The sequence below is a fragment of the Xanthomonas codiaei genome (assembly GCF_002939785.1).
GTDB lineage: Bacteria > Pseudomonadota > Gammaproteobacteria > Xanthomonadales > Xanthomonadaceae > Xanthomonas > Xanthomonas codiaei.
On the sequence record NZ_MDEC01000028.1, the window covers coordinates 64,088 to 71,258 of the forward strand.

The following is a 7,171-nucleotide window of genomic DNA, read 5'->3' on the forward strand; positions in this document are numbered from 1 at the left end:
ACGCTGCGCGCCACGACACTCTGTCAGCGTGTCGCGTCGGCACGCAGCCGCCTGCAGGGCGGTCGTGTCCCGATCGATGCGCAGGCCGCACCCAGTGCGACCTGCGCATCGCCTCCCTGCTCAGCCGCTGCGGTACATCGCGCAGCAGCCCAGTCCATGCAATCGAAGGTGCCGCAATGAACGACACGCTGCAACCCATCCTGCTCGCCGGCCAATGGCAGCCCAGCCAAGCGAGCGGCAGCTTCCGCGCTGCCGATCCCAGCACGGGCGAGCCGATCGGCCCGCTGTTTCCGGTCAGCGGTGCCCAGGACATCGAGACCGCGCTGCGCGCCGCGCAGGCAGTGGCGGCCGAACTGGCCGCTGCACCAGCCGAGCGCATCGCCGCGTTCCTAGAGGGCTATGCCGAGGCGCTGGATGCCGACGCCGACACCCTGGTCGCACTCGCGCATGCAGAAACCGCCTTGCCGGCGCCCACCCGCCTGCGTGGCAACGAGTTGCCGCGCACCAGCGGGCAGCTGCGCCAGGCGGCCAAGGCGGTGCGTAGCTACAGCTGGACCCACCCCATCATCGACACCGCCGCCGACCTGCTTTCGCATCTGGCGCCGCTGGGCAAGCCGGTGCTGGTGTTTGGCCCGAACAATTTCCCGTTCGCGTTCAACGCGATTGCCGGCAGCGATTTCGCTTCGGCGATCGCCGCGCGCAACCCGGTGATCGCCAAGGCGCATCCGCTGCATCCGGCCACCAGCCAGCGCATGGCGCAGCTTGCGCACGCAGCCTTGCTTGCGGCGGGCCTGCCGGCTGCGGCGGTGCAGTTGCTGTATCACTTCGACAACGCCACCGGCCTGCGGCTGGCCGGCGATGCGCGGCTGGGGGCGATCGGCTTCACCGGCAGCCGCGCCGGCGGCCTGGCATTGAAGGCTGCTGCCGATGCAGCCGGCGTGCCCTGCTATGCCGAGCTGTCCAGCGTCAACCCGGTCTTCCTATTGCCCGGCGCGCTGGCCGAGCGCGGCGATGCGCTGGCGCAGGAATTCTTTGCCTCGTGCACGCTGGGCAGCGGGCAGTTCTGCACCAATCCGGGGGTGGCGGTGGTGCCGCACGGCGCGGCAGGCGATGCCTTTGTCGCCGCTACCAAGGCGCACTTCGATGCCGCGTTGCCGATGGTGCTGTTCTCGGCCTCCGGGGTGGACGGCGTGCAACGCGGCGTGGCGACGCTGCGTGAGGCGGGCGCTTCCCTGCTGGCCGGCGGACATACCGGCGAAGATGGGTTTCGCTATGCGCCGACCTTGCTGAGCGTGGACGCGCAGGCCTTCCTGGCCAATCCGCAGGCGCTGCAGACCGAGGCCTTCGGGCCGGTGAGCCTGCTGGTGCGCGCACGCGACACCGCGCAGATGGCGCAGCTGGCAGCCGCGTTCGAAGGCAACCTCACCGGCACGCTGTACCGCGCTGCCAATGGCAGCGACGATGCCGCCTGGCAGGCGATCGCGCCGGTGCTGCGCGCGCGGGTGGGGCGGCTGATCAACAGCAAGATGCCGACCGGCGTGGCGGTGAGCGCGGCGCAGAATCATGGCGGGCCGTTCCCGAGCACCGGGCATCCGGGCTTCACCGCGGTGGGGATGCCCGGCGCGATCCGGCGTTTTGCGGCCTTGCACAGCTACGACGCCGTGCCCGACGCCTTGTTGCCGATCGAACTGCGCCAGCGCAATCCCGGCGGCGTGGCGCGCCTGGTGGACGGGCAGTGGAGCAGCGCCGACGTGGGAGCGGGCGCATGAGCACCCAGATCGGTGGTCTGTCGCTGGAGCAGGCACAGGCGCAACTGGCGCCCTGGACGCAGCGTGCCGCGCCGATCGCAGCCGATGAGTATGCGCAGCGCATCGAGCGCGCACGTGGTCTGATGCGTGCGCACGGCGTGGATGCGCTGTTGATCGGCGCCGGCACCTCGCTGCGCTACTTCACCGGGGTGCCGTGGGGGGCAAGCGAACGGCTGGTGGCGATGCTGCTCACCCTCGATGGCGACCCGGCGCTGGTCTGCCCGGCCTTCGAGGAGGGCTCGCTGGACGCGGTGCTGCAGATTCCGGTGGCCAAGTTCCTGTGGGAAGAACACGAGGACCCATATGCGCTGGTGGTGCAGGTCATGGACGATCGCCATGCCCACGCGCTGGCGCTGGATCCGGGGATCGCGTTTGCCGTGCACACGGGCCTGCGCGCGCACCTGGGCACCGCCATCCGCGACGCGGGCGGCATCATCGATGGCTGCCGCCTGTGCAAGTCGGCCGCCGAGCTGGCGCTGATGCAGCAGGCCTGCGACATGACCCTGCTGGTACAGCGCCTGGCCGCCGGCATCGCGCACGAAGGCATCGGCACCGACCAACTGGTGCGCTTCATCGACCAGGCGCATCGCGCGCTGGGCGCCGATAACGGTTCGACCTTCTGCATCGTGCAGTTCGGCCACGCCACCGCATTTCCGCACGGCATTCCCGGCGTGCAGCAGCTGCGCGAAGGCGAGCTGGTGCTGATCGACACCGGCTGCACCGTGCAGGGCTACCACTCCGATATCACCCGCACCTGGATCTATGGCAGGCCCAGCGACGCGCAGCAGCGCATCTGGGAACTGGAGCAGGCCGCGCAGGCCGCAGCATTCGCGGCGATCCGCCCAGGCGTGGCCTGCGAAGCGGTGGACCAGGCAGCGCGCACGGTGCTGGAAGCGGCGGGCCTGGGGCCGGACTACCGGTTGCCCGGCTTGCCGCACCGCACTGGCCATGGCTGCGGCCTGGCGATTCATGAGGCGCCGTATCTGGTGCGCGGCAATGCGCTGCCGCTGCAGCCGGGCATGTGCGCCAGCAACGAGCCGATGATCGTGGTGCCGGGGCAGTTCGGCGTGCGCCTGGAAGACCATTTCCATGTCACCGACGCCGGCGCGCAGTGGTTCACGCCGCCGTCGCCGGCGATCGACCAACCGTTTGCGTAAGCCTGTACGGGCTCACGCACGTGTCGGAGCGCACCCGGGCGCGGCGGGCGCTCCCGATAACGCCATTCCGCCGTTTTCGCATTACTGGAGTCACTGCATGAAGCATCTGCGTCCTGTCGCCATCGGCCTGCTGGCCGCCGCCTTGTTCACTGCCTGCAAGCCGGCGCCGCCAGCCCCGCAGACGTCGGCTGCCACGTCCCCGGCCACCGGCAGCGAACAGGCCGCTCAGGCCTTCGATGCGCTGCTGGACAAGCAGTGGCAATACCAGCTGCAGCACAACCCAGAGTTCGCCAGCATCATCGGCGACAAGCGCTACAACGATCGCTGGAGCGATTATTCGCTTGCGGCCGTGCACGCCGAGCGCGCCGCGACCGCCGACCTGCTTGAGCAGTTCGAAGCGGTGGATGCCAAGGCGCTGGACGAACAACGCCAGCTCAGCCTGCAGATGATGCTGGGCCAGCTGCGCGACAGGCTGGAGGGCATCGAGCTGAAGACCTATGCGATGCCGCTGGAGCCGGTCGGCGGCATCCAACTGGCGCTGGCCGGGTATGGCGATGCGTTTCCGTTCGAAAACGCCAAGGATTACCAGGACTACATCGCGCGGCTGCAGGCCATTCCGAGCGTCATCGAGCAGGTCATCGAGGTGTCGCGCCAGGGGGCCAAGGACGGGTTGGTGCAGCCGCGTTACCTGCTGGAGCGCTTGCCCGAGCAGATCTACAAGATCGCGGCGCTCACCGGCGAGCAGAGCCCGTTCGCCTCGCCTTTGAAAAAACTCGATACCGCGGTGCCGGCCGAGCAGCGCGCCGCGCTACGCAAGCAGTTGCTGGCCGCGATCGACCAGCAGGTCCGCCCGGCCTACGCGAAGCTGTCCGCCTTCGTGCGCGACGAGTACGCCGCGCAGGGCCGCAGTTCCGAAGGCATCTGGTCGCTGCCCGATGGCGAGCGCCGCTACCGCTACGCGATCCACACCCAGACCACCACCGACATGGCGCCGGAGCAGATCCATCAGATCGGCCTGCAGGAAGTGGCGCGGATCGAAGCCGAGATGACGGTGATCGCCAAGGCGCAGGGCTTTGCCGACCTGGCCAGCTTCCGCAAGGCGGTGGACACCGACAAACGCCACTTCGCCAGCTCCGGCGAGCAGATCCTGCAGCAGTACCGCCAGTACATCGCCGCAATGGAACCGGAGCTGCCCAAGCTGTTCGGGCACCTGCCGAAGACGCCGCTGGAGGTGCAGGCGATGCCGGCATTCCGGCGCACCGCGCCGGGCGCCGAATACTGGCAAAGCAATCCCGAAGGCACCAAGCCGGCGATCGTGAAGGTCAACACCAGCGACTTCGCCAACCGCACCCTGGTCAATATCGAAACCACCGCCTATCACGAGGGCGTGCCGGGCCATCACCTGCAGATTTCGCTTGCGCAGACGCTGCCGTTGCCGCCGTTTCGCCAGCAAGCCGGTTACAACGCCTACATCGAAGGCTGGGCGCTGTATGCCGAGCGGCTGGGCAAGGAGATCGGCTTCTTCAAGGACCCGTACAACGATTACGGCCGGCTGTCCGGCGAGCTACTGCGCGCCAACCGCCTGGTGCTGGATACCGGCGTGCACTACAAGCGCTGGAACCGCCAGCAGATGGTGGAGTTCTTCCACGCGCATCCCTCCGACGACGAACCCAGCATTCAATCGGAAACCGATCGCTACATCGTCTGGCCGGGCCAGGCACTGGGCTACAAGCTCGGCCAGCTGCAGATCCTGGCGTTGCGCGCTGAAGCGGAGAAAGAGCTGGGCGATCGCTTCGATGTTCGCGCCTTCCACGACGCCGTGCTGGGTGGCGGCGCAATGCCGCTGGCGATGTTGCAGCAGCGCGTGCGGCAGTGGATTGCCCAGGCCAAGACCGCACCGGGAGCGGCCAAGTGAGCGCGTCGCCGGCCGGCAGCGTGGTGCGGCTCAGCGCGCTGAGCCTGCTGATCGCGGCCAGCGTGGTGGGGACACCGCTGCAGGTGCACGCAGCCGAGCTTGCGCCGACCGCGCAGAACACGGCCGCGGCCCGCTTCAAGGCGCTGTACACGCGCGAATGGCGTTGGCGCCAGGCGCAGTTGTCCGGCGCGGTGGATGAAGACACTCAGGCCACGCAGGACACGCAGTCCGACCATCTGCCCAAGGTCGATGTCGCCACCCAGAACCAGCGCACCGCGTACTGGCAGCAAGCGCTGGCCGAACTGGATGCGATTCCCCAGGCGCAGCTGTCGGCCGAAGATCGGGTGAGTTACCAGGTGTATCGGCAGCAGCTGCAGGTGCTGCTGGACCAGCAACGATTTCGTGCCTGGGAAATGCCGTTCAACAGCGACTCTGCGTTCTGGAGCGATCTTGGCTTCAGCGCCGAGGCCACGTTGCGCACGCGTGAGGACTACCAGCGCTATCTGAAAATGCTGGCCGATATCCCGCGCTATTTCGCCGAGCACACCGACAACATGCGTGCCGGTCTTGCGCGCGGCTTCAGCCAGCCCAGGGTCACGCTGAGCGGGCGCGATCAATCCATCGCCGATGTGGCGCAGGCCAGGGGGGAGGCCAATCCGTTCTACGCGCCATTCAAGCAGATGCCTGCCACGCTGCCGGCTGCGGTGCAGGCGCAGCTGCGGCAGCAGGCGGTGCAAACCATCGACACCCAGGTGGTGCCGGCCTACGCCAGCCTGCTGGACTTCATCCGCAACGAGTATCAGCCGCGCGCGCGCAGCACGCTGGCCGGCGAGGCGCTGCCCGATGGCAAGGCCTATTACCGCGCGCAGATCCGCGAGTTCACCACGCTGGACCTGAGCCCCGAGCAGATCCACCAGATCGGCCTGCGGGAGGTCGCCAAGCTGCGCAAGCAGATGGACGCCACCATCGCCGAGAGCGGCTTCAGGCCGCCGGCAGGGCAGGCCGTGTTCCCGGCATTCCTGCAGTTCCTGCGCGCCGATCCGCAGTTCTACGCCAGGACGCCGGAAGAGCTGCTCAAGCAGGCGGCATGGATCGCCAAGCGCGTGGATGCCAAGGTGGGCGATTACATCGGCCGCCTGCCGCGTCGCCGCTTCGCCATCGAGCCGGTGCCGCCGGAGCTGGCGCCGTTCTATACCGGCGGTCGCGGCGGACCGGGCATCTACCTGGTCAACACCTACAACCTGCCATCGCGGCCGTTGTACAACCTGACCGCACTGACCCTGCATGAATCCTCGCCCGGCCACGCGCTGCAGATGCCGTTGGCGGCCGAAGCGCAGGGCCTGCCGGCGTTTCGCCGCTACGGCTATATCTCGGCCTATGGCGAAGGCTGGGCGCTGTATTCGGAGTACCTGGGCCAGGAAATGGGCATGTACGCCACGCCCTATGACCGCTTCGGCTATCTCACCTACCAGATGTGGCGCGCCTGCCGGCTGGTGATCGACACCGGCATTCACCACCAGGGCTGGACGCGCGAACAGGCGCAGGCCTATCTGCGCGACAACACCGCGCTGAGCGAGCACGAAGTCACCACCGAGGTGGATCGCTACATTGCCTGGCCTGGGCAGGCGTTGTCTTACTACCTGGGCGAATTGAAGATCATCGAGTTGCGGCACAAGGCCGAAGCCGCGCTCGGCGAGACGTTCGACATCCGCGCCTTCCACGACGCGATCCTGGAAACCGGCTCTGTGCCGCTCCCGGTGCTGGAGCAACGCATCGACCGTTTCATCGCCGAGGGCGGGAAGTCGCCTTGGGCGCAGGAGGTGTCGGAGCAGTAGCAATGCTGTGAATCCTCTCTCCCCTTGGCGAGAGAAGGCGCAGTTTGCGCGCCACTGGCGCGCGTGCCTTGGAGCGCCCGCGCCGCAAGCGCGGGGCGGGGTGCGGAGCGGGGATTGGGGTGTGGGGACGGGGCGGAGCTGTGCAGGGTTGAAAGGACACGAGGCTGCGCGCGTACCCTCATCCGCCCCTTCGGGGCACCTTCTCCCGCAGGGAGAAGGAATGTCGTTCGAGCCCCTCCCCCTTTGGGAGAGGGGTTGGGGTGAGGGTGCGGCGCGAAGCTGCGCAATGTCGAAAGGACACGAGGCTGCGCCCGTACCCTCATCCGCCCCTTCGGGGCACCTTCTCCCGCAGGGAGAAGGAATGTCGTTCGAGCCCCTTATCTCTTGGCGATCTGCCAGATTAGGCGTCGAGAGCCGGCGTGGTCGACCGATAGCCCACAGGTCTGAGTGACCGCG

At 68.0% G+C, this 7,171-nt stretch carries 4 protein-coding genes; all 4 read left to right on the plus strand.

Annotated elements, in window-relative coordinates:
• The first annotated feature begins 176 nt into the window (after positions 1 to 176).
• The gene (locus tag XcodCFBP4690_RS17620) at positions 177 to 1,769 is read left to right on the plus strand and encodes an aldehyde dehydrogenase family protein (RefSeq protein ID WP_104542947.1); all 1,593 of its coding nucleotides are present in this window, start codon (positions 177 to 179) and stop codon (positions 1,767 to 1,769) included.
• The gene (locus XcodCFBP4690_RS17625; protein ID WP_104542963.1) at positions 1,766 to 2,965 is read left to right on the plus strand and encodes a M24 family metallopeptidase; all 1,200 of its coding nucleotides are present in this window, start codon (positions 1,766 to 1,768) and stop codon (positions 2,963 to 2,965) included. Before XcodCFBP4690_RS17620 ends, XcodCFBP4690_RS17625 begins: the two co-directional genes overlap by 4 nt.
• Before the next feature lie 97 nt (positions 2,966 to 3,062).
• Positions 3,063 to 4,880, plus strand: a complete 1,818-nt coding sequence (locus XcodCFBP4690_RS17630; RefSeq protein WP_146091948.1) for a DUF885 domain-containing protein — start codon at positions 3,063 to 3,065, stop codon at positions 4,878 to 4,880.
• Positions 4,877 to 6,715, plus strand: a complete 1,839-nt coding sequence (locus XcodCFBP4690_RS17635) for a DUF885 domain-containing protein (RefSeq protein WP_146091949.1) — start codon at positions 4,877 to 4,879, stop codon at positions 6,713 to 6,715. The genes XcodCFBP4690_RS17630 and XcodCFBP4690_RS17635 overlap by 4 nt, the downstream gene beginning before the upstream one ends.
• Positions 6,716 to 7,171: the final 456 nt, after the last annotated feature.

Excerpts from the sequence above, each read along its gene's own strand:
- XcodCFBP4690_RS17625 (WP_104542963.1), top strand. The coding sequence starts at position 1,766 with ATGAGCACCCAGATCGGTGGTCTGTCGCTGGAGCAGGCACAGGCGCAA.
- XcodCFBP4690_RS17630 (WP_146091948.1), top strand. The coding sequence starts at position 3,063 with ATGAAGCATCTGCGTCCTGTCGCCATCGGCCTGCTGGCCGCCGCCTTG.
- XcodCFBP4690_RS17620 (WP_104542947.1), top strand. The coding sequence starts at position 177 with ATGAACGACACGCTGCAACCCATCCTGCTCGCCGGCCAATGGCAGCCC.